Consider the following 26271-nt stretch of genomic DNA (forward strand, 5'->3'; position numbering starts at 1 on the left):
GAGACCTGGCTTGGCCGGATCGCCACGCTGCGGGCCGAACCGCACCTGACACTCCTGTTCCACCTTTCTGGCGGAATCGACAGCCGCGTGGTGACCGCGTTCCATATCTGGCTCAATCGGCACGGTCCGGCATCCGTCGCGGCCACCGGCGTTCGCAGCCTGACGAACAAGTCGCATGAGGACGATTTCGAGATCGCGAGGAAAGTGGCCGAGGCGGGCGGCGTAAACCTCAATACTCCCGGCCCCTCAGCCCCGCGCACGCTGAGCGTCGACCAGGCACTCGCGTCCTGGCGCGCCACCTCCGCCGGCGCTTATTCCCCGGTCCGCACGCCCGTGTCAGTCTCCCCCCCTCCGAGATCCACTTCTCTGGCCACGCGTCGAACGGCCTGAAATGGATCGTGGACGCGCAGGCGGCCCGGCGACGCGTCCGGACGATGAGACGCTCCTACGGCTTCTTCGGCCGGGGGGACCGGTCTCGCTGGCAGGCCGCCTTCGAGGCCGAGCTCGACCGGCTCACGGTCCGAGCGGGAGGTGACATCGGCCGGGGGTGGCGCCGCTTCCTGCGCACGGGCCGCGCCCGGTTCCACGGCGGACAGGCGGCCTCCTACAAGACGCAGGTGGCGATCCTCGACAGCCGGCTCGCGTGGCAGGCGGCCGAAGCGCGCCCCGATGTCGGCGGCGACTTCCAGTTCTGCCACGACGTGCTGCACGCACTCGCCCCCGACCTGCTCGAGGTGCCATTCGACAGCGCCGCGAAGGCCCTGTCGGCGGATGCGAGGGACCATCTCACGACGCTCGGGCCCCTGTCCCCGGGCCCCGGCAAGGTCTTCGGGACCTTTCCGGAACACACCACGACAGACGCGACAGAAACCACGCGCGGCGCCGCGGTGCGAGACCTGCTGGCCGAGATCGACAAGGGCTGGCACGAGCTGCCGCCCGGTCGCCTCAACCTCTTCTGGAACTGGCACTACTGGCGGATTCGCCGTCGCCTCGCGCGCGATCAGGTGCCGCACCCGGTCGCCCTTCGGCATCTGCATCCAGCCTGGCTGCTCATCCGGTTGAAGGAACTCGGGGTCGAACTGGCGCAATAGCATCTGCCCATGCCTCCGGGTCGACCTGCTGAGCGTGCTCGCGACCGGCGAGGCCTATCGTTTTGATCTGCTTGCAGGGGAAGTGAACGAAATAGGTAGTCAGCGCACGGACCGGACTGGCCGGACGAGTGCTGTGCCGCCGTAGTCGTCCCGGGATCCCGCGGCCATTCCCCGGGACCTGACGCTCATCCGCCCGTCGCCTGCACGTGGTCGATGAAGGCACGCAGCGCCGGGGGCATCAGGCGGCGGTCGTAATAGTAGAGAAGCGGTCCCGGGAACGCGGGCGTCCAGTCGTCGAGCACGGGGAGGAGGGCGCCGCTTGCGAGATCGTCCGCCACGTAATCGTCGAAGGTGTAAACCAGCCCCAGCGAGGCGCGGGCGGCGGCGAGCGCGGTCTCGACGCTGTTCACGGCGAGACGGCCCTCGGGGACGATCTCATGCGCCTCGCCGTCCTGCGCCAGCGACCAGGGCAGGACATTGCCGCCCGAGAATACCGTGACGATGCAGGAATGGCGCGCGAGATCGCGCGGATGCCCGGGCGTGCCGTGCCGCGCGAGGTACTCGGGGGTCGCGGCCACGATCATGCGCTGCGGGGCGCCGAGCCGCACCGCGATCATGTCCTGCTCGAGCGTCTCCTCGTAGCGCACGCCCGCGTCGAAGCCCGCGGCGATCACGTCGACGAGGTCGGCCTCCGCGACCACCTCCATCCGCACGCAAGGATGGCGCTCGAGGAAGGCGGCGACGTGCGGCATGAGCCTGAGTTCGATCGCCGGGCGCGGGCCGTTGATGCGCAGGCGTCCTGCCACCCCTTCGGCCGCGGCGAGGCCCGGGCCGCGGGTCGCGTCCTCGAGCACGCTCAGCGCGTCGCGCGTCCGTTCGAGCAGCCGCTGTCCTTCTTCCGTCAATGCGGCGCTGCGCGTCGTGCGGTTGAGAAGCCGGGTGCCGAGCTGCTCCTCGAGGTCGCGGATGCGGTCGCTCAGGGTCGAGGGCGAGACCGCGAGTTCGGCCGCCGCGCGGCGGAAGTTGAGATGCCGCGCCACGACGGCGAACTGCGCGAGCGCATTGAGGTCGACCTGCATAGATTGTCCGATTTTCCGGATGGCTCTTCCGGACCGTGCCGGATTATCGGACGCATGGTCAACGTCTACCTTCAGTCCGGTCCGGGCCACGAGCGGCCCGCAGCCAGAAGGAAAAGAGTCATGACCGACAAGATCGCCCTCATCACCGGCGCGAGCCGCGGCCTCGGCCGGGCCGCCGCACTGAAACTGGCCGAGACGGGCACCCATGTCATCGGGACCTACAACCGTTCGAAGGACGCCGCAGACGAGGTTGCCGCCGGAATCGAGGCCTGCGGCGCCAGGGCCGCGATGCTGCCCTTCGACGCGGAGACCGGCGACATCCCGGCCTTCGCTGCGGAGATTGCTGACACGCTGCGCACCAGGTTCGGCCGCGACAGCCTCGACCACCTCGTCAACAACGCGGGCATCGGCGTGCATGCCCCCTTCGCCGAGACTGCGGCGGAAGATCTCGACCGGCTCTACCGCATCCACGTGCGCACGCCCTTCCTGCTGACCCGGGCGTTGCTGCCGCTCGTGGCGGAGGGCGGGCACATCCTCTTCGTCTCCTCGGGGCTCGCACGGTTCGCGCTGCCGGGCTACGCGGCCTACGGCGCCATGAAGGGCGCGGTGGAGGTTCTCGCGCGCTACGGTGCCCGGGAGTTCGGCGCGCGGGGCATCCGGGTGAACAGCCTCGCCCCCGGCGCGATCGAGACGGATTTCGGCGGCGGCGCCGTGCGCGACGATGCCGAGGTCAACGCCTTCGTCGCCGCGAACACGGCGCTCGGGCGCCCGGGCCTGCCAGACGACATCGGCAACGCGGTCGCGGCGCTCCTTTCGGGGCGGCTCGACTGGATGACCGGCCAGCGCGTCGAGGTGTCGGGCGGGCAGTCCCTCTGAACAAGGACGCGTCGCCGCCGCCTCAGCGCGCGGCGGCGGCGTGGGAGAGTGCTGCCTCGTGGATGGCGAGGTCGGGGGCGCAGAGCTCGCGCAAGCGGGCGAGGACCCTGTCGGGAAAGGGCGGCGCGCCGTCGGGGGCGGCGTTCAGGCGCTGGAGCCGGAGCGGCACGCCGAAGGTCTCGCGGTAGCCCGCAAGGAAGGCGGGCTGGCGGTCGAGGAAGCCCACGAGCGCGAAGCCGTCGAGCCGCGCGATGGCCTCGCCCGTGGCTTCGGCCACCGCGTCCTCGGCGATGTCGTTGCGGCCCGCGAGGTAGCGCAGGTAGACCCGGGCGTGCCGGCGGGCGACGGAGCTCTCAAGATAGGCCTCAAGATCGTCATCCACGAGCCCCGCCCGCTGCGCCATCCGGAGGTTCGAGATGGTCCGCGCGAGCGGCTCGCGCAAGAGCGTCACGTAGCGGTAGCGGTCGCCGAAATGCGCGTGCGCGGCCTCGGACCACAGGACGTGGCCGTGGATCAGCATCGTGTCCCAGGCCATGTGCTGCAGCATCAGGGTCTCGCGCAGGTCGAAGACGCGCCAGCCCTCGTCGAAATCCTCGTGGCAGGCCCGCGGGTCGTCGCGGCCGAAGGCGCGGATCGCCGCCGCCCGCCGGGTCGAGACCGCGTCGATGACGCCGATGCGCTGCTGCATCGGCACGGTGGCGTACATCGCCTCGGACAGCGAGGTGCCGCCGCATTTCGGCATGTGGAAGAACACGCTCGGGTGGCGCGGCGGCGATCCGGTGGCGGTGCGCAGGACGCGCCCCCCGCCGATCGCCATGCGCCGCACCAGACGTTCCCTGAAGGGGGCTTTGCGCGCCAAGGCTGCCTCGTGTCGCTCGGCCGGACGGGTGCCGGGGCCCCTGCCGGAATGGATGTGGGACGGCCGGCGCGTCGCGCGCGACCCGTGCGGCGACCGTAGCGCCGCAGCGCGGCAAGGCGCAATGCGCCCGCGCCCGCTTTTGCCCCCGGCGCGCGCGGATGGCGTCGAAACCGGCGCCTTCCCGCGAGACGCGAACGCCCCCGTGCGGGGCACGGGGGCGCGGCATTCCGGCCCGTCGGCCGACTGCGGTTCAGAGCACCGTGTCGGTGGCGAAGATCGCGTTGACGTCCTCGACGCTCAGGCCGGCGAAGATGATCGTGCCGCCGCTGTCGAGTTCGACCACCGCGCCCTGCGCGCCGTCGGTGACCGACACGACGCTCACGTCCTCGAGCAGGATCTGGTCGATGCCCGTCTCGTAGTCGAAGATCTTGTTCCAGCCGGTGGCGTTGTCGCGGAAGTAGAACGTGTCCGACCCCGCGCCGCCGAAGAACTTGTTGTCGCCCTCGCCACCGCTCAGCAGGTCGTTGCCGACGCCGCCCGCGAGCTTGTCGTCGCCGACGCCGCCCACGAGGGTGTCGTCGCCCGCGCCGCCGCTCAGGGTATCGTCGCCCGGGCCGCCGGCCAGGCTGTCGTTGCCCGTCCCGCCCTTGAGCATGTCGCTGCCCGCGCTGCCCTTGAGGGAATCGTCGCCGCCGGCACCGTTGATCGAGTCGTTGCCTCCGGCGGCATTGATCGTGTCGTCGCCGTTGCTCGCCAGGAGCGACTCGATGCCGTTCGATGTGAGAATCATGGAATCATCCGTCTTAAAAATGGCCGCCGAAATAGGGGCCGAGTGGAAACACCTGGGACGGGCAACGCCTTAATTCCGCCACATCCCGGCCGGACCTTAGCCGCGATCGATGACGAGTCAACGAAACGGCCCGCGCTGTCGCGCGCTGCAGTGCGTTCTGATTAAAGCCCTGATTCAGAACGATTTATAGAAATGCATCGTGGGGAATTCAGGGCCGCGACGGCCGGGCTGGCCGGCAATCGCCCAAAATTTCTACCTTGAAAATGCCACAATCTCAAATTGTTTCCACCGCGCGTGCGCGCTGCCTTCCCGTTGCGCCCGCAAAAGCGGCACGGGATGGCCCGGACTCACCCGAACTCACACGCTCCAGTTGTCGAAGGGCAGCCCCGTCATCTCGCGGAAGAGCGCCGCGTCAGCGGCGAGATCGGCGCGGAACCGGGCGCGCAGCGCCTCGGGGAACGGCGCGGCGTGGCGGGCGGGCCCGCGCGCGAGGCCGCGTCGGATCCGGTCGCGCGTGCCGCGGCCGACGAGCCCCGCGATCCGCCGTCCCGCCGGCGACTGGGCGAAGCGCAGGACCGGCGCGGGCACCCGCGACAGCTCGCGGCTGTCGTTCTGCGCGCCGGCGTCCGCCACCGCATGGCGCGGCGCGCCGATATGGTCGCAGACCCGGTCGAACACCGCCTGGGGGTCGCGCACGAGCAGGTCGAAGTCGAGGACCGCCACCGCCTCGGCCGGGAAGTGGCGGCGATATTCCGCGAGCTGGCGCGCGTAGCGGCTCGCATCGAGGATGTGGTGGTATTCGTGGCTGTCCGCGAAGGCCTCGAGACCGCCCGGCAGCGTGCCCATGAGCACGCCGTGGCGGAACTGCGATTCCGCCCGCGCCACCGGGTCGCGCACGATGTAGACGAGCCGCGCCTCGGGACAGGTCTCGGCCATCCGCGCGGCGACGCCGGGAAAGTCGCGGGACTTGGTGTAGTTCGGGCTCGCCTCGCCGCGCAGACGCGGGGCGCCCGGGGTCTCGCGCGCGAACTGCGCCTCGTACCAGTCGAGCCCCTGCGGCCAGTTCTTCTCGGCCACGAAGAAGTCCGTCTCCTTGTCGCGCGACATGTCGATGCCGGGATGGGCGGCGAGCTGGCGGTAGAGCGTGGTGGTGCCGCATTTCATCGCGCCGATGATGATGAAGTGCGGCAGGCGCCGGCCGGCGGCGGCCGTGTGGGGGGCGGTCATGTCCGCGATCCTCCGTAGAGCGCGCGCTGGGGCAGCTTCAGGCAGCCCGCGCAGACGCCCGCATGCATGGTGCCGCGCATGAGCCAGAAGGCGCGCCGCTCGCGGTTCGGGACCGAGAGGCCCGCGCGCAGCCCGCAATAGCCCGCCTTGAGCGCGGCGGTGGCGAAGAGGCGCACCCGCGCGGGCGCGTCCGTGGCCGAGGCGGCGTAGCTCTGGCCGATCCGGTAGCGGCGGCGCAGGAGCCAGCCGAGGCTCAGCCGTTCGGGCGGCACGGCCTCGGTGACGACCGCCTCGGGTGCCACCGCATAGACCGCGCCGAGCCGGCGCAGGCGGAAGAAGAACTCGGTGTCCTCGCCGCCCGAGCGGCCGCGGGCGAGCTCGAAGCGCGCGGCGCGCCAGGGCGCGTCGCCCCAGCGCAGGAGCGCGTTGCAGGTGTGCCCGGTCTCGACCACGCCGCCGCGCGGCGCCGCGCGCTGCGAGTGGAAGTCGCCGCGCACGATCCAGTCGGGCGTGCCCGGGTCGTAGCGGGCCCGGCTCGGGCCGAAGATGCCGTCGGCGCCGGTCTCGCGCTGGCGGGCGAGGAGCGCCTCGAGCCAGTCCTCGCGGGCGATCTCGTCGTCGTCGAGAAAGGCCAGCCAGTCGGCGTCCGCCGCGTCGAGCCCGGCATTGCGCGCGATCGAGATGTTGCCGCCCGGCACGTGGCGGTAGCGCACGGGGAAATCGAGCGCCGCCGCGGCCTCCGCGACCCGCGCCTCGGCGCTCGGGGTCGCGTCGTTGTCGATCACGAGGGCCGACAGCGCGACGCCCCCGGGCACCCGCAGCCGGCCGAGCGAGGCGAGCGTGTCGGCCACGTGCGGGCGGCGGAAGGTGCAGATGCAGATCTCGATCCTCATCGCCAGCCCCCCGGCCGCGCCATCTCGGTCAGGAAGCCCATCCCCCAGGCGCCGTGCATGGCGGCGAGCGCCGGGCCCACCCAGAGCGCGCAGGCCGAGCGCCGGCGCAGGACCTCGCGCAGGGTCAGCGCCGCGAGCGCGCCCGCGTAGAGCCCGGGCAGGAGCAGCGCCGCGGGCGCCCAGGGCGCCGCGAGAAGCCCCGCGAGGCAGGCCAGGACCACGAGCGGCGGCAGCATCTGGCGCAGCCGCGGGCGCATGCGGTGCCTCTTTACCGTCTGCGCCCGGCCCACGCCGTAGCGCCAGTACTGCCGCGCGAGGGCGGCGGGCGTCGGGCGCATGACGTAGCCGATGCGGATCGTCGCATCGAGCCAGATGCGTCCGCCCGCGCGCCCGATGCGGTGGTCGAGCTCGGCATCCTCGTTCGCCACGAAGCGGGTGTCGTAGCCGCCCACCGCCCGGAAGGCCGCGAGGTCGAAGCCCGCATGGTGGCCGTGGTCCACGTAGCCCGAGCGGGTGCCGCCGCGATGGCCCGACCCGCCCGATCCCGCGCGGGTCTCCATCGCCCAGGCGGCGCCGCGCTGGAAACAGCCCGTGCCCCCCGAATCCATCACCGTGGCGAGCGCCGCGACGCCCCGGGCGCGCAGGGAGGAGGCCACCCGCAGCACGTAGTCCGGCGGGTAATGCGCATGGGCGTCGACCCGCACGAGGATCCTGTGCCGCGGCTCGGCGCAGGTCTCGACCACGAGGTTGACCGCCACCGATTGCAGCCGCCCGGGATTGTCGACGAGCCGCAGGTTGGGCCGGGTCAGGGCCATCTCGCGCACGATCGCGGGCGTGCGGTCGCGGCTGCCGCCATCGGCCACGACCACGCGCACCTGCTCCATGCCGGGGCAGTCCATGATCGCCGCGAGGGTCGCGGCGATATGCGCCTCCTCGTTCAGGACGGGGATCGCCACGAGGATCTCGGCCGGATCGACGGCGGGCGTGTCGGCCACGGGCGGGGAGGAGAGCGGGCGCGTCATGTCCCGGCGCCGCCCGAACAGACCCGCTCCACCACGGCCGTGATGTCCTCGGGCGATTGCACGAAATCGGTCTCGGGCCGGGCGAGGAGCGCCGCGCCGCGGGCCGCGACGGCCTCGGGCGTCAGCCCGGCCAGAAGGGCCGCGAGGTCGTCGGCCTCCGGCCGGGCGATCGCCCAGCCGAGCCCGTCCGCCTCCACCCGGCGGCCGGTCTCGGTGCCCGCGACGGCGATGCTCGGGCAGCCTGCCCAGCTCGCCTCGTAGATTCGGTTCGGCAAAAGCCAGTCGGAATTGCTGCCCCGCTGCCACAGATCCTGCGCCCAGACGAGGTCGCAGCCGCCGTAGACGCGCGCGAGGTCGTCCGGGTAGGCGTAGGGCCCGTGGAAGGTCATGTTGGGCCGCGCCGCCAGCACCGCGTCGAACTCGGGCAGCGCGTGGCGGTGCACCACGCCGTGGATCTCGACCCGGATCGCCGGGCCCATGCGGTCGGCGAGCGCGGCGAGGAGCGCGAGGCTCGGGGCGCAGCGGATGGTGCCCACCCAGCCGAGCCGCAGGGGCCCCGAGGGCGCGGCGCGCCGGTGCGGCCGGGCGGGCAGCGCCGCCCCCGCGGCGAGCTTGTTCTCCCAGAGCGCCCAGGGGCCGTCATAGGCCTGCAGCGGCGCGAAATACTCGGTGACGAAGCTCGGCGAGGAGACGACGAGCATCGCGCAGCGCGCGAGCAGGAACCGTTCCGCCCGGCGCATGGCTCGCGCCTTGGCGCCTTCGCCCACGAGCGCGCCGTTGATGTCGAGGCATTCGTAGACCAGCGGCACCCGCCCGGCCCCGGCGCTGGCGCGCGCGGCCCAGGCGATGGCCAGCATGTCGAGGTTGCGCGCCACGATCATGTCGGCCTGCCGCAGCCGGGCGCCGTGCGGCGCGACCTTGGCGACCGAGCCCGCGACCGCGGCGGCGCGCAGCGGCAGGTTGTCGTTCACGGTGTTGAAGAGATGCGTGTTCGGCCAGTCGGGACGGAAGTCCCGGTTCATGTTCTGCCGGCGCATGGTGAAGCTGTGCACCGCGTAGCCCGCCGCGCGCATGGCCCGGATCCGGCGGATCTGCGAGATCTCGGCCACGTCGAAGCCGAAGACCTCGATCCGGAGCGGCCGCGCGGGCTGCGCCGCGGGCGCCCTGCCCGGTCGCTGCCGCGCCGGCTCAGGCATAGTACTCGTTCACCTCGGTGCGGTTGTAGCCCTCGTAGCGCCGGAGCGGCACGCGGGTGAAGAGCGCGCCGAAGAAGCGGTCGCGGCGCAGGCCGTGCTGGCGCAGCGCCGAGGCCACCTGTTCCTTCGGCGTGGCCCCCCAGCGCACGGCGAGCACCAGCGTGTCGCAGAGCGTGACGAGCAGCCGCGTCTCGGCCACGCCGTGCAGCGGCGGCAGGTCGACGATCACGTGGTCGAAATGCTCGCGCAGCACCGCGAGCGCGCGCCCGACCCGTTCCGCGTCGCGCGGACCGAAGGCCGAGGTGCCCTGGTGCGGCACGTTGCCGATCACCGCGAGGCCCGGGAATTCCTCGATCGGCACGAGGTCGGGCATCGCCGCCTCGGGGTTCTCGCAGAACCGCGGCAGCATGTTCGCCTCGGGCAGGACCCGGCGCAGCGTGCGCGTCAGGTCGCAGGTGATCGTGTCGAGGTCGACGATCGCCACGGATTCGCCCCGCGCGGCGAGGAAGTTCGCGAAGTTGAAGGCGGTCGTGGTCTTGCCCTCGTCGCGCACCGAGGAGGTGATGCCGATGACCGTGCCGCCCTGCCCGGCCGCGGCGCGCGGGCGCGCGAGGGCGAGCTGCACCTGCAGCCCGCGCATGGTCTCGGCGGTGACCGAGGTGGGCCAGGAGGCGGCGAAGCCGAAGGTGCGCAGCGCCGCCGGCAGCCGCCGCCAGCCCCGGAGCCGCTCGCCCGCGCCCGGATCGATGGCCGCGGCCCTGGCGCGGCGGCGGTCCGAGCGGAAGCTCGGCACGATCCCGAGGAAGTTGAGCCCCAGCACCGCGGGCACGTCGGCCTGCCGGCGGAAGCGGTTGTCGACCGCCTCGATCAGGAAGATCAGCCCGAGCGCCACGACGAGCCCGCCGAAGGCCGCGAGCACCACCACGCGCTTCGATTGCGGGGCGGACTTGCTGTCGGGGGGCACCGCCCAGGCGATCACCCGGGCAGAGGTGGAATCGAAGGTCAGGAGCTGCGAGGTGCTGTTGTACTCCTCGAGCAGCCGCTCGTAGAGCTGGCGCTTGGCCTCGGCCTCGCGCTCGAGCCGGCGCAGCTGCACGGTCTTGCGCGCGTCCTCGCCATAGGCCGCCTGCAGCTCGCCCAGGAGCTCGCGGGTGGCGGTCACGCGCTGGCGCAGGGTCTCGGCGCGGGCGGCGAGCCGGTCGCGGATCTGGCCGTACTCGTCGAGGATCAGCTCGCGGGTCTGCGCCTTGCGCCGCGCGAGGCTCTGCATCACCGGCGCCTCGCTGTCCCAGGTCAGCAGGAGTTCCTTCTCCTCCTGCAGGAGCTGCGAATAGGTCGTCTCGAACTCGTCGAGCGCGGCGCTGCGCTCCTCGGGGGGCAGCTGCACCGCCTCGATGTTGCCGCTCTCGATCTGGTTGCCGAGCTGGCGCAGCTGGACCTCGAGCGCCAGCGCCTCGCCCTGCAGGCGCACCAGCTCCTCGTTCGCCGCGTTGAGCGCGATCTCGCTCGGCAGAAGCTGCCCCTCGGGGGCGAGGAGCGCGTTGTCGGTGCGGTACTCCGCGACCGCCTGCTCGGCCGCCTCGACGCCGGCGCCGAGCTCCTCCACCCGCTCGGCGAGCCAGGTCTGGGTGCGCTCGGCCGAGGCGATCTGGCGCCGGCCGGAGACCGAGAGGTACTGCTCGATCAGCGTGTTGACCGCGCGGGCCGAGAACTCGATGCCGGGCGAGGTGTAGGTGACGTCGATCACGAAGGTCTCTCCGGCGCGCTCGACCCGGAGCCCGCGGGTGAAGGCCCGGCGCACCGCCTCGGTGCGGCGCTCCTCGCGGGTCTCGGGCGCGAGCTCCTGCTCGGGCTCGTCCCCGAGCCCGAAATCGGGCAGCGCGCCGAGCATCCGCCGCGCGAAGGACGGCTCGGACGGCTGCGCGGCCTCGAAGAGGCCGAGATCGCGGGCGGCGGACTGGGTGACCTCGCGCGAGGTCAGCACGCGCAGCTCGCTGTCCACGGTCAGCGCGTCCGACATCAGCAGCCCCGGCATGGCGCCGGCATTGCTCTCGGGCGTCTGGCCCACGCGCGGGTCGATCAGGATTGACCCGTTCGCGGTGTAGACCGGTGTCGCCGTCAGCACGTAGGCAAGCCCCACCGCGACCGCGCCCGTGACCATCACCGCGAGCAGCAGCCAGTGCCGCAGGACCTTCTCGACACTGTCGCGCAGCACCGCGCCGAGGTCGATCGCCGGCAGGACCGAATCCCGGGAGGACGGAGCGGCCGTGGCGGGGGCGCGGTCGACGTTGTTCATTCGGTGCCAATCCAAATCGGGTCTTCCGGCCGTCCCGCGGTGGCCTGCCGCGGCGCGCGCGGGCGGACCCTCCGGGGGCCGCGCGGGGCCGGCCGTCAGGCAGTGCGTGCTGGAGCCATGCAACTTATTCAAGAAAAAAATCGTGACGCCGCCATGACGCGCGGAAAATGCCGCAGAGCCGGGCAGCGGGCCCGCGAAGTGCCGCAGGGCACCGCGATCGCGGGTCCGCGGATTTGCCCGCGCCTTTCCAAACCGGGCCCGGCTTGGCACAGTCGCGCGCGACACGGGCTACCGGGCGGGATCTCCTCATGCGCGAGTTTCAAGCGACCTTCGTCGGCATCGGCGGGCAGAAATGCGCGACGACCTGGCTCTACGGGGTGCTGCGGCAATGCCCGGACGCCGCGGTCAGCGACGAGAAGGAAGTGGACTTCTTCAGCTACTATTTCGACCGCGGCTACGAATGGTACGAGCGGCATTTCGCCGGCACCGCCGGGCGGCGCCACCGGGGCGAGATCTCGCCCTCCTACCTGATCCATCCCGCGGCGCCGGCGCGGGCGGCGGCCTACAACCCGGACCTGCACGTCTTCGTCACCCTGCGCGACCCGGTGCGGCGGGCCTTCTCGAACCACCTGCACGAGGCGCGCAAGGGCCACGTGAGCGGCGCGAACCTCGTCTTCGAGACCGCGCTCGACAACAACCCGCTCTACCTCGACCAGGGGCGCTACGCGACGCATCTCGCGCGGTGGTACGACCATTTCCCCGCGGACCGCATCCACGTGCTGTTCCAGGAGGAGATCACCGCCGACCGCGCGGGCGCCGCGCGCGCGGTGACCGACGTGCTGGGGCTCGCGCCGCTTCAGGACTTCCTCGACCTGCGCGCGAACGAGAGCGTGCGCTACCGCAATCCCGCGCTCGGCACGGCGCTCTGGCGGCTCGGGCGGGCGGCGCGCGACCGCGGGCTCGGGCGGCTCGTGGAGCACGCCAAGGCGGCGCCGGGCATCCGGCAGCTGCGCAGCGCCAACCGGGAGGCGATGACCGAGGTGGTGGACCCCATGGCGCCCGAGACCGAGCGCCGGCTCGAGGCGTTCTACGCCGACGAGGTCGCGGCGCTGGAACGGCTGGTGGGCCGGCCGGCGCCCTGGCCGCGCTTCGCCCCGGCAGGAGCGCCGCAGGCGGTGGGCTGATCCCGGCCGGGCCCCGCGGTCAGGCGAGGACCAGGTGATCGCCGTCCTGCTGCAGGACGGCGAGGTCGCGGGCCTCGTCCATCACCACCTTGAGGAGGGTCTCGCGCCGCCCGCCCGTCTCGATCGCCACGAAGACCGCGCCCTCGCCCGCGCGGAACTGCATGTCCGCCGCCGGCCGCCCGTCGAGCCCGGTCAGCAGGATGCGGTCCCCCGCGCCCGCGTCGAAATCGGCGATCACGTCGAAGGCGCCCGCGTCGCGCAGGTCGAACAGGAAGACGTCCGCCCCCGCGCCGCCCGTCAGCAGGTCGCGCCCCGCGCCGCCGTCGAGCGCGTCGTCGCCCGCCTCGCCCGAGAGCTTGTCCTCGCCCGCGCCGCCCGTGAGCGTGTCGCGGCCCGCGCCGCCCCGGAGGACGTCGTCCCCGGTCCCGCCCTCGAGGGAATCGTCCCCCTCCCGGCCGAGGAGCCGGTCGTCCCCGCCCGCGCCCGCGAGGTGGTCGGCGCCCGGGTCCCCGCGCAGGACGTCCGCCCGGTCGGTCCCGGTCTGGCGCGTCATCGGCATGCCGGGCCCGGGCGGTGTAACAGGCCCCGGCGCGGGGGAGCCCGTGCCGCCCCCGCCCCCCGGCGGCACCGGGTCGCCGGGCGGCAGGCCCGCGGCGCGCAGGAGCGCGTCGCGGCCGAGCACCGCGTCGGCGAAGCGGAAGGTCTCGATGCCCTCGACCGTGGCGCGGCCGTCCGCGGTGGCGAGCGTGAGCGCCGTGCCGCCGCGGCCGAGCGTGACCTCGTCGAGCCGCGCGTCCACGACCAGCAGGTCCGCGCCCGCCCCGCCGAGGAGCGTGTCGTCGCCCGCGCCCAGGTGGATCACGTCGTCGCCCCGGCCCGCGGAGAGGAGGTTGTCGCCGTCATGGCCCAGAAGCGTGTCGTTCCCGTCGCCCGAGACCACCGCCTCGAAGGCGCGCGGCGTCGCGATGGCGAGGGCCACGCCCGCGATCCGGCTCGGGCCCGCGCCCGACAGGTCGATGCGGCTGTCGCCGGTCACCGCCGCGGCGTTGATCGTGTCGTTCCCGCCGTCGCGGTCGGCCAGCACGTGGCGGTCGCGGTCGTCCGCGTAGAGCGTGCCGAACTCGTCGGTGTAGACGTGGAGGTCGTCGGCCTGCCCGCCCGTGTCGCCGTGCAGGACCAGCTCCGCGCCGCGCAGCACGCCGCGCGCGGGCAGCCCGCCCTCGGTGGCGGAGGGGTCGCGGTTGTGGATGTCGACCCGCCAGGTCCCCGTCCCGCTCTCGCCCATGGTGGCGACCGAGGAGAAGGCGAAGTTCCGGATCGTGCCGATATAGGCCGAGCCCGGATGCTCGTAGACGAGCTGCACCCGGGTGCCCGCGGGGCTCGTCAGGAAGATGTCGAGATTGCCGGTCATGCGCCAGGTGAAGTCGAGCGAGAGCTGCACGTGCTCGACCGCGATCGCCTGCCCGACCGCGATCTCGAGCACGAGGTGGTCGGTGCGCCCGGCCACCATGTCCTGCCCGCCCGGCACGTCCACGGCGAGCGTGTCGAGGGTGGCGGCGGTCCGCTGCGCGGTCCAGGTCTCGGCCAGGCGCACCGCGTCGTGCACGTCGAGATAGCCGAAGCCGAAGCTGTCGCTGAAATGCCCGCCGCCGCCGTTCCTGGTGTCGATGCCGGTCTCGATCCAGCCGAGGCCCGCCTCCGCCCCCTGCCCGAGGATGTCCCGGCGCGCCGAGAGCGCGAGGATCTGCTGCACGTCGCGGTATCCCAGGCCCGGGTTGGCCTCGAGCATGAGGGCGACGGCGGCCGAGACCGCGGGCGCGGCGAAGGAGGTGCCGGTGGCCGAGGCGAAGCGGTCGTTCGGCAGCGTGGTGAAGACGTTCCGCCCCGGCGCCGAGAGGAGCACGTTGGCGCCGAGGCTCGTGTCCTCCCAGGCGTCGCCCGAGGGCGCGACCGCGCCCACCGCGATCACGTAGGGCGAGTTCTGGTAGTTGTGGTAGTTCGACGCCCCCGTGGCGCCGCCATTGCCGGCCGAGAACACGATCACCGTGCCGAGGCCGTCGCGCCCCTCGGTTGCGGTGGCGCGCAGCGTCTCGCCGGAGGCCGCCATCTCGGGGCGGGCGAAGTTGTCGTGGAAGTTCCGGGTGAAGCTCCAGCTGTTGTTGACGATGTCGAGCGCCGCCGCCGCGGCGAGGCCCGCGCGCACGTGATCGCCCACGTCGGGGTCGGAATAGTCGATGCCGAGCCCCACGAGCGTCGCGCCCGGCGCGATGCCGACCGAACCGCGGCCATTGCCGCCCGCGGCCGCGATCACGCCCGCGACCAGCGTGCCGTGGCCGTCCGCGAGGGTCTTCGGATCGACCCTCACCTCGCCGCTGCCGAGCGCGAAGTTCCAGTCCCGCGTCGCGTCCCAGGCATGGGCCAGCTCGTCGTGGGTGTGGTCGATCTGCGCGTCGAGGACGCCGACGCTGACCCCCCGGCCGGTATAGTCCCGCCAGGCGGCCTCCACGGCGATGTCGACGGTCGAGAGGGTGGAGCTTTCAAGGAACCAGCTGCGGAAGGCATGAGGATCGGACACCAGCTGGTCGACGCTGGTCAGGGGGGCGGCGGGACGGGCCGTCATCGAGAACTCCGGATGCAAGCGATGTCTGCGGCAGTACGGGCGCAATCTCGCCTGCGATCGGGGCTCAAACTGGGAAATGCGGTGGCACCGGACCGCCGCAAAGACGGCCTTCCGATCCAATTGGGCGGGCCGGTCCGTGCAAGGATCGGGGCGACACCGGGTCAAACCGCCCCATGGTCGCCCCCGATCCCTGACGAAGTCCTGCGCGCCGCCTATCCCGCCGGCAGGAGCGCCAGGAGCGCGTCGCCCGCGGCGCGGCCGTTGGCCTGCATGCCAGCGGCGGTGTAGTGCGGGTCCTGGTCGGTCGAGAGCTGGTGGCCCGCGGGCGGCTCGACCACGCGGAAGCGCGGCAGCGCCCGCGCGTCGCCGCTGTCCTGGTCGAAGCGGCGCAGGAAGACCCGCATCGCCTCGCTCCGCCCGTCGCCCGCGCTGTTCAGGTGGCTGCCGATGTTCCACAGCACCATGGGCACGTCGGCCACGTGCGCGCGCAGGTCGGAGAAGAACTGGCTGTAGGCCGGGCCGTGGTTGACCTCGTAGGCGCCGCCGAACTGGTCGTTGGCGCCGAGGCTCCAGACCGCGCCGACGATCTCGTGTCGGGGCCCGAGCGCCTCCATCGCGGCCTTCATGGCCACCATCTCGGCCCACATGCGCCCGCCGGTCACGGGCACGGTCGAGCCGCGTCGCCAGTCCTCGGTGTTCATGAGCCCCGATCCCGGATCGCCGAGCGCCATCACGAGGAGCGGCCGTCCCCGCGCCGCCGACCAGCCGACGAGCCGCGAGGCCACGGCATGCACCCGCGACATGCGCGCCGCGGCCGTCGCCGCCACCGGCTCGATGCAGGGCTGCGGCACGTGCCGGGCCGAGGCGGTGAGCGAGAAGGTGGGCGAGGCGCGCAGGCAGGGCATGTACCAGATGCGCGGGTCGAAGGCCGTCTCGCGGGCCTCCGGGCCGATGTCGCCCGCAACCGTCCCGAACTTCTGCGACGTGGCATTGGCGGAATTGCTGTCGCCGCCCACGATGACGACGTCGCAGGCGACGCTGTGGGGATCGACGGTCGCGAGGTCGTAGAGCCGCACGTTGTCGACCCAGCCGCCGGTGAAGCCCGAGGGATTGAACGAGGCGCGCAGGTAGGCGCCGGTCGCGGCGGCGGCCGGCACGTATTCGAAGTTCTGCCAGGGTTCGGTCAGCGTGCGCCCCGAGGTCGACCCCGCGCCGCCGAGCTGCGCCTTGACCGTGCCCGCACTCCGGTCGAAGTCGAAGAGCAGGAGATGCGCGTGCCCGGGCACCATGGCCGCGCCCGTCGCGAGCCGCACGTCGTTGCTCGAGACGTCGAGGCATTCGAGCCGCCCGTTCGCGACCTGCCAGTTCTCCCTGAGGTCCACATGCGCGGTCGTCTCGAGCGCCGTCTCCGCCGCGGTGAAGAGGTTCGCGGGCGCCGCGAGCCCGGTCGCCGGCGCGGGCGCCACGACGAGGGTGAAGGCCGGCAGCGCCGCCTCGGTGCCGTCGGCGTCGGTGACGCGCAGGACGAGCCCCGCGAAGCTGCCCGCCGTCGCCGGCACGCCCGAGAGCGCGCCCGTCGCGGGATCGAGCGCCATGCCCTGCGGCAGCGTGCCCGCCGCAAGCGCGAAGGCCAGGGGCGCCCGCCCGCCCGCGGCCACCGGCACGAAGAGGTAGGGCACGCCCTCCGTGGCCGCGGCCGGCGGCGTGCCGGCAAGGGTCAGGGGCGCGGTGCCGCCGCCCGTGTCGCCCCCTGTCCCGCCATCGCCCCCGGTGCCGGTATCGCCGCCCGTGCCGGTGTCACCGCCCGGATCGGGGGCGCCCGAGCCCGGGGCCACGCTGCGCCGCCGGCGCAGGGTCCCCTGCACGAGCAGGGTGAGCCCGTCGGGCCCGCGGCGCCAGATGTTGAGGACATGCGCCGCGCCCTCGGTCACCGGGGCGAGCACCGCGTCGGTCAGGAGGCCCGCCTCGGTCAGCACCGTGTCGAGGAGCGGCCGGCTGTCGTGGTCGGCGGCGACGGTCACCACGATCTCGTCGCCCTCGGCGCGGTTCTCCACCGCGAAGTGCAGGGGCTCGCCGGCATAGATCTCGACATCCGCGCGCCTGCCCCAGCGCGCCGCATCCACGCTCACCGTCCGCACCATGGCATCGCTCCTTGCCCGAGACGGCGGGAGAATGGGCAGGCGGGGGTTAACCGGCCCCGTGGCCCGCGCGCGGCGGGCGGGAAGGCGCGCGCAACGCCCCCCGGGGCGTCACGGCTCGGCGTCGCGGGCGGTGACGAGCAGGGTCTCGCCCGGCAGGAGCGGTGCGGCGGGCGCGACCCCGGTCAGCCGCGCGCGCCCCTCGCGGGGCCCGAGGATCGCGAAGCGGACATCGGCGATCTCGGGGGCGGCCAGCATGTCGACGGCGCCGTCCGACAGGAGCGACAGAAGGTGCACGTGGCGCGCGTAGCGCACCCGCAGCGCGCGCAGCTCGGCCTCGAGCCGGGCGCGGTCGGCGAGCGCCGCCTGCTCGATCTGCGCGAGGTGGGTGACCCGGGCGCGGCGGGCATCGGCGATGGCGCGCTCGGCGGTGAGCTTCGCGGTCTCAAGCTCGAGGATGCGGCTCCGGGCCGTGGCCTCGCGCTCCTCGGCGCTCGAGACCTGCGCGCCGGTCTGCAGGCCGCGCTCCTGCAGCGACTGCGCCCGCTCGAGCGCGTCGCCGAGGCTCTGCGCGATCTCCTCCTGCACCGTGATGCGGGCGTCGAAATTGCGGCTCTGGCCCGTGATGGTCTCGATCTCGCGCTCCCAGAATTCCAGCAGCGTGGCCGAGCCCGCGCGCTCGGCGGCAAGCTGCGCGGCCTCGGCGGCGACCATGGCGTCGAGGTCGACCACCGCGGGCTCGGGCACCTCGGCGCGCAGGTCGTCCCCGAGCGTCAGGGCCACGTCGTCGCCCGCGAGCCGCGCCCGCACCCGGGCGAGCGCCGCCACGGTGCGGGCGATCTCGAGATTGGCCTCGCGCCGGTCGGCCTCGGCATTGGCCTCGGCGCGCAGCACGTCGAGCCGGTTGACGCCCGCCTGCGCGCTGCCGCCCGAGAGCGCCAGCGCCGCGGCCACGGTCATGCCGGGAAAGTACTCGTAGCGGCCGGGCGCGCTCACGTCGCCCGCGACGACGACCGGGGCATAGTCGAGGAGCATCAGGCTGACCCGCGGATCGACGTAGAGCTCCCCGTCGCGCATGGCGGCCTCGAGCCTGTCCTCGGCGCCGTCGAGCGTCAGCCCCGACACCGTGATCCCGCCGACCCCGGCGAGCCGCACCTGCCCGTCGGCATCGACTAGCGTCTCGATCGTCTGCTCGGTGGCGGCGATCGTCACCTCGACTCGGTCGCCCGCGATCAGGCGGTAGCCCTGGGCCGCCGCGCCCGTCCATGCCAGCGCGCCCACCGCCAGCGCTGCAAGATGAATTCCGACCCGCACGGGATGCCGTCTCCTGCCGCCTGCTTCGGGGGACAGCTATTTGCGGGGCCCGCGGATTTGCAACTCCTTTCTGCCCCGCCCCCCCGGCGCGGGTCCGCCCGCCCGCGCCCCTGAGCCACTTTTTGCGGCAGTGCAGCATCGTGTCGCCGGACGGGCGCCAATCCCCTTCCCCGGCGGTGCCGCCTGTGGCATGTGACGGGTGGCCGTGCCGGTCGTGACAACCGGTGCGGGCGGCCGCATCGGCGACGGGGAAACGCACGTGCTCAAGGCCAGACAGCGGGTGGCGGGATCGGAGGTGCTGCAGGCGCTCACCGCCTTCTTCTACGTGATGCTGGCCCGCGGCGGCGGCACCGCCGCGACCCTCGTCTACACGGTGATCCTCGTGCGGCTGCTCACGCCCGAGGAATTCGGCGCGGTCTCCTCGCTCTGGTCGCTGGCGCTCCTGCTCGTGCCGCTCGCGACGCTGAACCTCGCGCCGGTGGCGATCCGCACGGTGGTGGCGGCGCGGCAGGCGGGCGACGACGCGCTCGCCGCGGGCTTCGTGGCCTTCACCCGGCGGGTGAACCTGGTCGCCGCGCCCGTGGCCATGGCGCTTTTCCTCGGCATCGTCTGGCTGCGCTTCCCCGACCTCCTGGGCGCCGCCACGGCCGGGATCGGGCTAACCGCGGTCGCGATCCTCGGCATGGCGCAGGTCCAGACCGGCGCGGCGATCGGCGTGGCGCTCGACAAGGCGGCGGCGACGCAGGTGCCGCGCGAGCTCGTGCGCCCGGTGATGCTGCTCGCGGCCCTGCTGGTCGTCGCGGCCTTCGGGCTGCCGCTGTCGCTTTCGGGGGCGCTCATGCTCTACTGCGCGACGGTGCTCGTGAACATCGCGCTGCAGGCCCACCTGTTGCGCGAGGCGATGGCCTTCGTCACCGCGCAGCCGCCGCGCATCGAGAACGCCCGCTCCTGGGTCGCCACGGGGCTCTTCCTCCTGCCCACGCGCATGGTCAACGACAACGCCAAGCTCGTGATGATCGTCGCCGCCTCGGCGGTGCTGCCGCTCGACCAGGTGGCGCTGATCACCGTGGCCCTCAGCGTCTCGGGGCTTCTGAACTTCGCCATCTCCTCGGTCGAGATCTCGTTCTCGGCCAAGCTGTCGCGGGCGCTGCACGCGGGCGACACGGGGCGGATCACGCGCTTCCTCGCGGTCGCGGGCGGGGTCAAGGTGCTGCTCTGCGCGGGCATGGTCGCGGTCGTGGCGCTGCTTCTCGACCCGCTCCTCGCGCTCTTCGGCACGCATTACGCGGTGGCCGACGACATCACCCTGATCCTCCTCGGCATCCCGCTGGTGCAGGCGCTCTTCGGCAAGGCCGACCTCGTGCTGCTGGTGCACGACCTGAGGCACCGGATCTTCTGGATCCAGCTCGTGACGCTCCTCCTCCTGCCCGCGAGCGCGGCCCTGTCGCTCCTCCTGCCCGGGCTCGACGCCACGCGGCTGACCGCGGCGGGCTATGTCTGCGCCTTCGGCTTCGGCTACGGCGCGCTCTGGTGGACGGCGCGGGCCGCGACCGGCATCGACACCTCGGCCCCGGGGGCGCTCCTGCGGTTCCTCCGCGCGCGCCGGCAGACGCCCCCCGGAGACGGATCATGACCCGACCCGCGCCCCCTGCCCCGGTCTTCGTGGTCGGCCATCCGCGCTCGGGCACCACGCTCCTCGCCTCCATGCTGGGCCGGCACCCGGATTTCGTGGCGACGCCCGAGAGCCTGTTCCTCTGCCAGGTCCGCTACCAGCTCGGGGCCGCGCGCGCGAAAGGCCCCGGGGCGGTGACTGCGGCGGCGATGCGGGGGCCGCTGCAATACATGATCGCGGACGGGGACGCCTTCACCGCGCGCCTGCGCGCCGCCGCGGGGGACGGGCCCGTGGACGAGCGCACGCTCTTCGCGGCGCTGCTCGAGGACTATCGCGCGGCCCACGGCGCCACGCGGGTGGTCGAGAAGACGCCGCTGCACCTGCGCCACATGGACGAGCTGTCGGCCTGGTTCCCGGACTGCCGGATCGTCTGGATCGTCCGCGACGGACGCGCCTGCATCCGCTCGCTGCAGAAGGTCGCCTGGGCCAGTTCCGACGCGCCCCGGCTCGCGCGGCAATGGGTGCGCAACATGGCGCTCGGCGCCGCGCTCGCCCCCGCCGCCGGCCCGCGGCTCATGACGGTGCGCTACGAGGCGCTCATCGCCGATCCCGGGACCGAGCTCGCGCGGCTCTGCGCGCATCTCGGCGTCGAGCCCGCCCCGGGCATGGCCGAGACCGCGCGCGGCACCACGGTCATCAAGCCCACCGAGACGAGCTGGAAGGGCAAGGTCACGACCCCCGTCGACGCGAGCCGGGCCGAGGCCTGGCGACACGAGCTCTCGCCCGAGGACCTCGCGCGGGTGGGGCCGATCATGAACGACACGCTCGCGCGGCTCGGCTACCCGACCGATCCGGTCCGCCCGACGCTCGAGACCTGGCGCGGCCGGGCCGCGACGCTGCCGCCGGTCGTGCGCGCGCAGCGCTGGCTCTTCGACCGCCACCGGCGGGTCTTCGGGCCGCGCATCGGCCGGCACGCGGGCAGCGGGCAGAAGGCCTCCTGATGCTGTCCGTCGCGATCTTCGCCCACAACGAGGAGGCGCATATCGGCGCGGCGCTCGCCGCCGTCGCCGCGGCCGGGATCGGGCCCCGCGACCGGGTCACGGTGCTGGTGAACGGCACCACCGACCGCACGATGGAACGGGTGGAGGCCGTCGCCGCGGAGGATCCGCGGGTCCGGGGCGTCGAGATCGCCTTCGGCGACAAGGCCAATGCCTGGGACGTCTACGTGCAGCACCTCGCCCCCGAGGAGGCCGAGGCGCATGTCTTCATCGACGGCGACGTGCAGGTCTCGCACGGGTCGATCGCGCTCCTGCGGGCCGCGCTCGACGCCCATCCCGAGGCGCTCGCCGCCTCGGCGCTGCCCCGCGGCGGCCGGCGGGCCGAGGACTGGGCGGCACGGGTGCTCGAGAACCACGGCCTGCCCGGCAACTTCTACGCGCTGCGCGGATCGGTGGTGGCGCGCATGCGCGGGCGGTTCTGGATGCCGGTCGGGCTGATCGGCGACGACACCTTCCTGCGCAACATGCTGCTGCGCGACCTCGACCCGCAGGCCGCGCCGGAGCTCGCGCGGATCCGCCCGGTGCCGGGGGCGCGGTTCGACTACCGCTCGTTCCCGCTCACCTCGCTGGCGGGGGTGCGGGCGCTCTGGCGGCGGCACCGCCGCTACGCGCTGCGCGAGGCGCAGATGCACGTGCTGATGCGGCACCTCGCGCGGACCGGGATCGCGGGCCTGCCCCGGCGGATCGACGCGCTCTACGGCGCGTGGTCGGTCTGGTCCGACATGCGCACCGCGCGGGTGGGCTTCGGGCCGCGCCGGCTGCTCTTTCCGCTGGTGATCCCGCCCGCGCGCCGCGCGGCCGGGCAGGATCTGGGCGCCGGCCTCTGGTACGCCGACGAGGACTGAGGCGCGTTCAGAGCGGGATCAGGGTCACATCCTCGGGCAGGCCCGCCTCGGTCAGGAGGCGCGCCGCCACGTCCCCGTCCGCGTCGAGGAAGACGAGCGCGTCCCCCTCCCGGACCACCGAGACCGGCCCCTGCCCGGAGGCGATCGCCACCTCGATCCGGTCCTCGGCCTCGAGATCCGCGATCCGGTCGCCGTCCATCTCGCCGAGGCGGAAGGCGAAGACATCGTCGCCGGCCCCGCCGGTCAGCCGGTCGCGCCCGGGCCCGCCGTCGAGCGTGTCCGCCCCCGCCCCGCCCCAGAGCGCGTCGCTGCCCACCCCGCCCGACAGGCGGTCGGCCCCGTCCGCGCCCGCCAGCATGTCGTGGCCGGGCCCGCCGTCGAGCGTGTCGCCGCCGTCCTGGCCCAGGAGGCGGTCGGCCCCCGCCCCGCCGTCGAGGCTGTCGGCGCCCGGCCCCGCCTGCACGCGGTCGCGGCCCGTGCCGCCCACGAGCGTGTCGTTGCCCGCCCCGCCCCGGAGCACGTCGTCGCCCGCACCCCCGTCGAGGTGGTCGCCCCCGTCCCCGGCCTCCAGCGTGTCCGCGCCGGCCTCGCCGTGGAGCCTGTTGCCGCCCTCGGAGCCGGTTTCCCGCAGGATGTCGTCCCCGTTCCAGCCGTAGAGCACGTCGATGCCCGCGCCGCCCTCGATCAGGTCGTCGCCGTCCATCCCGATCAGGGTGTCGTCGCCGCCCGCGCCGAGGATCGTGTCGGCATGGACGCTGCCCGAACTCGTGTGCGCGCCGTCGTCGTCGAAGAGGAAGAGGCCCCCGGTCATGTCCCAGACCGTGCCGTCGGCGAAGACCACGCGTTCGACATGGGTGCCCACGTCGTGTCCGCCGATGCCCGGCGTCGCCTTCAGCATCACCCGCTCGGTCCCGGTCCCCGTGTCGATGCTGACATGCCAGCGCGCCCAGTCCACGTGGCTGCGCACGTCCTCGGGCCGCGCGTCCGCAAGGAACAGCGTGTCGGTCCCCTCGCCCGCGCGTTCCCAGACGAGGTCGACCCCGCCCGCATTCGCCCCGTCGCCGGTGCGCAGCACGTAGGTGTCGTCGCCTGCCCCGCCGACCATCCGGTCGACGCCCGGGCCGCCCTCGATCCGGTCGTCGCCGTCGCCGCCGATCAGCATGTCGTTGCCGCCTTCGCCCCGGAGCGTGTCGTCGCCCGCGCCGCCGTTGAAGGTGGTGCCGAGCGCGTTGCCGGCGAGCAGGTTCGCGGCCCCGTCGCCCACGAGCGTCGCGTCCTCTCCCGCCGCGAGGGCGAGGCCGGGCGTGCCTTCCACCGACACCCGGCGCACGGCCGGGCCGTAGAGGTCGATCTCCTTCTGCGCGCCGGTGGTCAGCCGTCCCGTCTCGAGATCGGCATAGGGCCCGAGATCCTCCGAGCGGGGCATCTCCTCGATGCCGGGGATGTCGTAGACCCGCACGTGGTCGATCTCGAACGCGCCCGCGTCGGGCGTCCCGGCACCCGGCCCGCCGGTCCAGCCGCCCACCGCGAGGTTCAGCGTCAGCGCCATGGGCTCGTGCATGTCGGGCGGCGTCGGCACGCGGAACATCTCGCGCCCGTCGAAGCTGAAGACCAGCTCGCTGGGCGTCCAGAGCACGCCGTAATCGTGGAAGTCCGCGGCGGTGTCGGGCACGATCCACTGCTCGGCCGCGGTGACCTTGGTGCCCCAGATCTCGGAATGCACCGCGGCGCGGTAGCGGGTCGACTGGTCGCCCAGGGCCTCGAGGATGTCGATCTCAGGGGGCCAGTGGAAATCGTCGCGGGTCAGCCAGAAGGCCGGCCAGAAGCCCTGCCCCTCGGGGATCCGCGCGCGCACCTCGAAATAGCCGTAGAGCTGCGAGAAGGTGCCGTGGGTCACGAGGCTTCCCGACACCCAGTCGGTGGCGACCTCGTCCTGCAGGTCCTCGGGCGTGCGCCGGGCGGTGATCGACAGGATCCCGTCCTCGACCGAGAAGGGCGAATGCGACCCTGTTTCCGCGGAAAGGTAGGTATGCTCGCGCGCGCCGCGGGCCAGGCCGGCGGTCACCGGGTGCCCGTTCGGGGGCGCGGACTGCCAAGGCCCGCCGGCGAGCGTGCCGGCGTCGTCGAACTCGTCCGCGAAGGTCGGCACGCGGCCGTCGAGCAGGTCGAGCGGCGAGGGCCCGAGCCCGAAATCGGCGGCGGTGAGGTCCGCCGTCGCCACGCCCTCGAGCAGCACCGACTGCGCCTCGCCGAACCGCAGGAGCGTGCCCGCGCCGGTGTCCTCGGCGGCGTCGAGGATCGCCGCGGCGCTCTCGAAGCCCGGCAGCCAGAGCGCGAGGATGTCGGTGCCCGGGGTGAAGTCGGTGATGCGGTCGTGGCCCTCGCCCGGCTCCACGTGGAAGGTGTCGCGCCCGCCCCCGCCGGTCAGCGTGTCGTCGCCGCCCCGCCCGGCGAGCGCCTGCCGCCCGTCACCCGCGCTGATCCGGTTGTCGAGCCCGTTGCCCTCGACCGAATGCCAGAAGCGCACGCCCTTGAAGACCGCGTCCTCCACGTGCTCGGGCAGGGTCAGGGACCGCCAGGCCCAGATCGTGTCGTGGCCGCCGTCGGCGGTCTCGACGACGGTCGCGTCGGGATCGTAGAGCCGGTACTGGTCGTCGCCGGCGCCGCCCTCGAGCACGGTGCCCGCATGGCGGTTGAAGATGTAGTCGCCGCCCGCACCCGCCTCGATCCGGTCGCCGTCCGCGCCGGTCCTGAGCGCGTCGCGCCCGTCGGTGCCCGTGATGGTGGTCATGCCTGCTCCCGTTCCGTCCTGCTGCCGGGGACCGGCGGTCCCCGCGCCCCACTACCGCATGACGGGAAAAGATGACATGCAATGCAACTTTTGAGGATTTCCGCCGTGACGTTGCGGCGCCGGGCTCAGGCGAGGGCGCGCAGGTCCTCGTCGCTGCTCACGAAGAAGGCGGTGAGCAGCACGATCATCAGCTCGTGCCCGCGATAGAGCGAGGTGCCGACGAGCGAGGCCACCACGCAGCCCACGAGCAGCACGAGCGCGCCCGCCGCCCCGGCCGAGCCGGAGGCGGCGTGCAGCCGCAGGAGGCGCCGCGCGGTCGCGAGGATCAGCGCCATCATGGCGAGGAGCGCGGGCCAGCCCGCCGCCACGAGGATCTCGAGCACGAAGTTGTGGAAGGACCGGCTGGTGGTGGCGCCCGCGTGCTGGGTGGCGATGCGCTCGTTCAGGAAGGCGCCGGATTCCCAGAAGGCGCCGTAGCCCACGCCGAGGAAGGGATGCCCCGCGCTGACCTCTCCGGCGATCTCCCAGAGATAGGTGCGCCCGGTCAGCGTCGCGGACTTGCCCACCGCGTCGAGCACCGCCTCGACAGGGTCGATGCCGAGGATGGCGAGCAGGACCGGGCCCACCGCCAGCGCGATCACGCCGCCGCCGAGCGCCGCGAGCGCGGCGACCGGCGGCACCCGGCGGACGCACAACAGGAACAGGAGCCCCGCCAGGACCGGCGTCAGCAGCACCGCCGTCATCGCCTGCGACAAGGCCAGCACCACGACCGACGCCGCCATCGCCGGCACGAGCAGGAACCGGACGAGCCGCCCCGCCTCGGCCGGGCGCATGAGCCAGATCGCCATGATCGCGACGATGGCGAAGGTCGCCCGCAGCCCCAGCATGTTCTTGTGCGAGAAGAGGCCCGCGAGCCCCCCGGCCCGGGTGTAGACCGGCCAGGGGAACGCCCCGGTCGCCCAGTGCAGCATCGACAGGATGACCGCCCCCGACAGGACCACCGCCAGGACCTTGAGCAGCGCGTTCAGCGAGTAGCGCCAGCCGAGATAGGTGCCGATCGCCATGGTCATGCCGAGCTGCAGGCCCGAGACCACCGTCTCGCCCCGGTCGTAGGACCACAGGACCGAGGCGAGGCAGGCCAGCGGATAGGCCAGGACCAGCCGGTTGCGGCCTACCACCGCCAGGAAATAGGGCCAGGTCAGCACCATCCGCAAAAGCGCCAGCCCGTAGCACATGAGCCAGACCAGGGACTGCACCGGCCCGAGCTGCACCAGCATGTCCGAGCTGACCGCGATCACCACGTAGAGGAGGCCCGCGTCGACGAGCGTCCAGAGGTCGATCCGGGCGCGGTCCTCGGGGACGGCGGCGAAGGCGGTCATG

Annotated in this window: 20 protein-coding genes; 7 read left to right on the forward strand and 13 right to left on the reverse strand. The window is 73.3% G+C overall.

The window, feature by feature from the left end:
• On the forward strand, positions 1–390 hold a 390-nt coding region (locus tag RISW2_RS25085), incomplete at its 5' end, for an adenine nucleotide alpha hydrolase family protein (protein WP_162164345.1).
• 44 nt (positions 391–434) lie between these two features.
• Positions 435–1091, forward strand: a complete 657-nt coding sequence (locus tag RISW2_RS18960) for a hypothetical protein (protein ID WP_043774085.1) — start codon at positions 435–437, stop codon at positions 1089–1091.
• A 185-nt stretch (positions 1092–1276) separates the two neighbouring features.
• On the opposite strand, the gene RISW2_RS18965 is transcribed toward RISW2_RS18960, so the two are convergent.
• A complete protein-coding gene (locus tag RISW2_RS18965) occupies positions 1277–2170 on the reverse strand; it encodes a LysR family transcriptional regulator (protein WP_043774086.1) in 894 nt (297 codons plus the stop codon).
• Between the two features lie 120 nt (positions 2171–2290).
• Between RISW2_RS18965 and RISW2_RS18970 the strand changes: the two genes are divergently transcribed.
• On the forward strand, positions 2291–3046 hold the full coding sequence (locus RISW2_RS18970; protein ID WP_043774087.1) for an SDR family NAD(P)-dependent oxidoreductase: 756 nt from the start codon (positions 2291–2293) through the stop codon (positions 3044–3046).
• Positions 3047–3068: 22 nt separating this feature from the next.
• Here the strand turns inward: RISW2_RS18970 and RISW2_RS18975 are convergent, their stop codons facing one another.
• The 7 genes from RISW2_RS18975 to RISW2_RS23635 form a co-directional block, all read right to left on the reverse strand.
• Positions 3069–3872, reverse strand: coding sequence for a sulfotransferase family 2 domain-containing protein (locus RISW2_RS18975; protein ID WP_156943894.1), 804 nt, complete (start codon positions 3870–3872; stop codon positions 3069–3071).
• Between the two features lie 283 nt (positions 3873–4155).
• Positions 4156–4695, reverse strand: coding sequence for a calcium-binding protein (locus RISW2_RS18980; RefSeq protein WP_051492162.1), 540 nt, complete (start codon positions 4693–4695; stop codon positions 4156–4158).
• Positions 4696–5052: 357 nt separating this feature from the next.
• On the reverse strand, positions 5053–5922 hold the full coding sequence (locus RISW2_RS18985) for a sulfotransferase family protein (protein ID WP_043774091.1): 870 nt from the start codon (positions 5920–5922) through the stop codon (positions 5053–5055).
• Entirely contained in the window at positions 5919–6815 is an 897-nt protein-coding gene (locus RISW2_RS18990; protein WP_043774093.1) for a glycosyltransferase family 2 protein, read from the reverse strand. The genes RISW2_RS18985 and RISW2_RS18990 overlap by 4 nt, the downstream gene beginning before the upstream one ends.
• Complete coding sequence (locus RISW2_RS18995; protein ID WP_051492163.1) at positions 6812–7837, reverse strand: glycosyltransferase family 2 protein; 1026 nt, start codon at positions 7835–7837, stop codon at positions 6812–6814. Before RISW2_RS18995 ends, RISW2_RS18990 begins: the two co-directional genes overlap by 4 nt.
• Positions 7834–9033, reverse strand: coding sequence for a glycosyltransferase family protein (locus RISW2_RS19000; RefSeq protein WP_084615473.1), 1200 nt, complete (start codon positions 9031–9033; stop codon positions 7834–7836). The genes RISW2_RS18995 and RISW2_RS19000 overlap by 4 nt, the downstream gene beginning before the upstream one ends.
• Positions 9026–11329, reverse strand: a complete 2304-nt coding sequence (locus RISW2_RS23635) for a GumC family protein (RefSeq protein ID WP_051492164.1) — start codon at positions 11327–11329, stop codon at positions 9026–9028. Before RISW2_RS23635 ends, RISW2_RS19000 begins: the two co-directional genes overlap by 8 nt.
• 308 nt (positions 11330–11637) lie before the next feature.
• On the opposite strand from RISW2_RS23635, the gene RISW2_RS19010 reads away from it, so the two are divergent.
• Entirely contained in the window at positions 11638–12513 is an 876-nt protein-coding gene (locus RISW2_RS19010; protein ID WP_043774096.1) for a sulfotransferase domain-containing protein, read from the forward strand.
• A 19-nt stretch (positions 12514–12532) separates the two neighbouring features.
• On the opposite strand, the gene RISW2_RS19015 is transcribed toward RISW2_RS19010, so the two are convergent.
• The 3 genes from RISW2_RS19015 to RISW2_RS19025 all read right to left on the reverse strand — a co-directional run bounded on the left by RISW2_RS19015 (position 12533) and on the right by RISW2_RS19025 (position 18585).
• The gene (locus RISW2_RS19015) at positions 12533–15133 is read right to left on the reverse strand and encodes a S8 family serine peptidase (RefSeq protein ID WP_051492165.1); all 2601 of its coding nucleotides are present in this window, start codon (positions 15131–15133) and stop codon (positions 12533–12535) included.
• 212 nt (positions 15134–15345) lie between these two features.
• Positions 15346–17274 carry an Ig domain-containing protein gene (locus tag RISW2_RS19020; RefSeq protein ID WP_043774099.1) on the reverse strand — a complete coding sequence of 643 codons (1929 nt, stop codon included), beginning with the start codon at positions 17272–17274 and terminating at the stop codon, positions 15346–15348.
• A 108-nt stretch (positions 17275–17382) separates the two neighbouring features.
• Positions 17383–18585 (reverse strand): polysaccharide biosynthesis/export family protein, encoded by a 1203-nt coding sequence (locus RISW2_RS19025; RefSeq protein WP_043774101.1) that lies wholly within the window; start codon positions 18583–18585, stop codon positions 17383–17385.
• A gap of 259 nt (positions 18586–18844) precedes the next feature.
• Here RISW2_RS19025 and RISW2_RS19030 point away from each other — a divergent pair, with 259 nt between their 5' ends.
• Genes RISW2_RS19030 through RISW2_RS19040 form a run of 3 tightly spaced genes read left to right on the forward strand, consistent with a single transcriptional unit; the run spans position 18845 to position 22100 of the window.
• Entirely contained in the window at positions 18845–20218 is a 1374-nt protein-coding gene (locus RISW2_RS19030) for a polysaccharide biosynthesis protein (RefSeq protein WP_156943895.1), read from the forward strand.
• Complete coding sequence (locus tag RISW2_RS19035) at positions 20215–21198, forward strand: sulfotransferase family protein (RefSeq protein ID WP_043774104.1); 984 nt, start codon at positions 20215–20217, stop codon at positions 21196–21198. Before RISW2_RS19030 ends, RISW2_RS19035 begins: the two co-directional genes overlap by 4 nt.
• Positions 21198–22100, forward strand: a complete 903-nt coding sequence (locus RISW2_RS19040) for a glycosyltransferase (RefSeq protein WP_051492166.1) — start codon at positions 21198–21200, stop codon at positions 22098–22100. Before RISW2_RS19035 ends, RISW2_RS19040 begins: the two co-directional genes overlap by 1 nt.
• A gap of 7 nt (positions 22101–22107) precedes the next feature.
• On the opposite strand, the gene RISW2_RS23640 is transcribed toward RISW2_RS19040, so the two are convergent.
• Positions 22108–24891 carry a family 16 glycosylhydrolase gene (locus tag RISW2_RS23640; RefSeq protein WP_051492167.1) on the reverse strand — a complete coding sequence of 928 codons (2784 nt, stop codon included), beginning with the start codon at positions 24889–24891 and terminating at the stop codon, positions 22108–22110.
• A gap of 125 nt (positions 24892–25016) precedes the next feature.
• Positions 25017–26270: an O-antigen ligase family protein gene (locus RISW2_RS19050; RefSeq protein WP_043774105.1), complete on the reverse strand. Its 1254-nt coding sequence runs from the start codon at positions 26268–26270 to the stop codon at positions 25017–25019.
• Between the last annotated feature and the right edge of the window lies 1 nt (position 26271).

The organism is Roseivivax isoporae LMG 25204, assembly GCF_000521865.1.
Taxonomy (GTDB): Bacteria; Pseudomonadota; Alphaproteobacteria; order Rhodobacterales; family Rhodobacteraceae; genus Roseivivax; species Roseivivax isoporae.

Coding starts and splice junctions, on each gene's coding strand:
- RISW2_RS18960 (WP_043774085.1), top strand. CDS start 435: ATGAGACGCTCCTACGGCTTCTTCGGCCGGGGGGACCGGTCTCGCTGG.
- RISW2_RS18965 (WP_043774086.1), bottom strand. CDS start 2,170: ATGCAGGTCGACCTCAATGCGCTCGCGCAGTTCGCCGTCGTGGCGCGG.
- RISW2_RS18970 (WP_043774087.1), top strand. CDS start 2,291: ATGACCGACAAGATCGCCCTCATCACCGGCGCGAGCCGCGGCCTCGGC.
- RISW2_RS18980 (WP_051492162.1), bottom strand. CDS start 4,695: ATGATTCTCACATCGAACGGCATCGAGTCGCTCCTGGCGAGCAACGGC.
- RISW2_RS18985 (WP_043774091.1), bottom strand. CDS start 5,922: ATGACCGCCCCCCACACGGCCGCCGCCGGCCGGCGCCTGCCGCACTTC.
- RISW2_RS18990 (WP_043774093.1), bottom strand. CDS start 6,815: ATGAGGATCGAGATCTGCATCTGCACCTTCCGCCGCCCGCACGTGGCC.
- RISW2_RS18995 (WP_051492163.1), bottom strand. CDS start 7,837: ATGACGCGCCCGCTCTCCTCCCCGCCCGTGGCCGACACGCCCGCCGTC.
- RISW2_RS19000 (WP_084615473.1), bottom strand. CDS start 9,033: ATGCCTGAGCCGGCGCGGCAGCGACCGGGCAGGGCGCCCGCGGCGCAG.
- RISW2_RS23635 (WP_051492164.1), bottom strand. CDS start 11,329: ATGAACAACGTCGACCGCGCCCCCGCCACGGCCGCTCCGTCCTCCCGG.
- RISW2_RS19010 (WP_043774096.1), top strand. CDS start 11,638: ATGCGCGAGTTTCAAGCGACCTTCGTCGGCATCGGCGGGCAGAAATGC.
- RISW2_RS19015 (WP_051492165.1), bottom strand. CDS start 15,133: ATGACGGCCCGTCCCGCCGCCCCCCTGACCAGCGTCGACCAGCTGGTG.
- RISW2_RS19020 (WP_043774099.1), bottom strand. CDS start 17,274: ATGGTGCGGACGGTGAGCGTGGATGCGGCGCGCTGGGGCAGGCGCGCG.
- RISW2_RS19035 (WP_043774104.1), top strand. CDS start 20,215: ATGACCCGACCCGCGCCCCCTGCCCCGGTCTTCGTGGTCGGCCATCCG.
- RISW2_RS19040 (WP_051492166.1), top strand. CDS start 21,198: ATGCTGTCCGTCGCGATCTTCGCCCACAACGAGGAGGCGCATATCGGC.
- RISW2_RS23640 (WP_051492167.1), bottom strand. CDS start 24,891: ATGACCACCATCACGGGCACCGACGGGCGCGACGCGCTCAGGACCGGC.
- RISW2_RS19050 (WP_043774105.1), bottom strand. CDS start 26,270: ATGACCGCCTTCGCCGCCGTCCCCGAGGACCGCGCCCGGATCGACCTC.